This is a genomic window from Ureibacillus yapensis (genome assembly GCF_003515775.1).
Taxonomy (GTDB): domain Bacteria; phylum Bacillota; class Bacilli; order Bacillales_A; family Planococcaceae; genus Ureibacillus; species Ureibacillus yapensis.
Window position 1 is genome coordinate 1 of the sequence record NZ_QWEI01000032.1, and the last position, 758, is coordinate 758.

Consider the following 758-nt stretch of genomic DNA (forward strand, 5'->3'; position numbering starts at 1 on the left):
TCCCATAATTTTCACCCCCTTCACACTATATATCTTATGAGATTTCCTCTAACCAATCCGGTATAGTTGCGTAGTTTCTAAATAATTATTTACTGAATTTTTTATAGTATATTAAAAGCGTCTTTCTTGATGAAAGGGCCAGATTGTTGATTAACTTAAAATAGGAAATATTTGGATATTTATTTTAAGATTAATTATTTTGCGAAGAAATGTACTTCAATTAACGGAGCAGTTTAGTTAAATAATGTATTGAAACCTTTAGACAACGGAAATTAATAAATAGAGACTTTAGGTTCTTACAGATAGGATTGCGTCTTTAATGAGCCAATATTTCTTTATGTTAATTTTATCTTTTGTATTTTTTGTGGGGATGTCTGCCTATCTTTGGCTTATTTTTAAAAAGAAAAAGAAAAATGGCGATTCATATAAAACACCATTAAAAGATATTTTAATCGTAACCTTTTTCATTCTCCTTTCAGGTTCTTTGTTCATTTATTCTTTGTTAGACCTTCCTAACGTGTTAGCTGATAAGACGAGTAAATATCAAGGAAACTGTGAAATTGCAAATTTTGATATTACAACAGGGGGACATACGGAGGCTAACTTTGGAAAACATAGCATTACGTTCCCTAAGAATTATCAGGACGTAGAAGAAGGTAATTACTATTGTGAAGTGGAGTATTATCCACGTACAGAACAAGGGAAGTCATTAAAACTTTTTGAATCAAAGAACGATATTCAACAATCGGGCGCTTTCC

1 protein-coding gene is annotated in these 758 nt (G+C 31.0%); it reads left to right on the forward strand.

The annotated features are described in order from the left end of the window. Positions 1-319: 319 nt before the first annotated feature. On the forward strand, positions 320-758 hold a 439-nt coding region (locus tag D1B33_RS18260), incomplete at its 3' end, for a hypothetical protein (protein ID WP_199677459.1).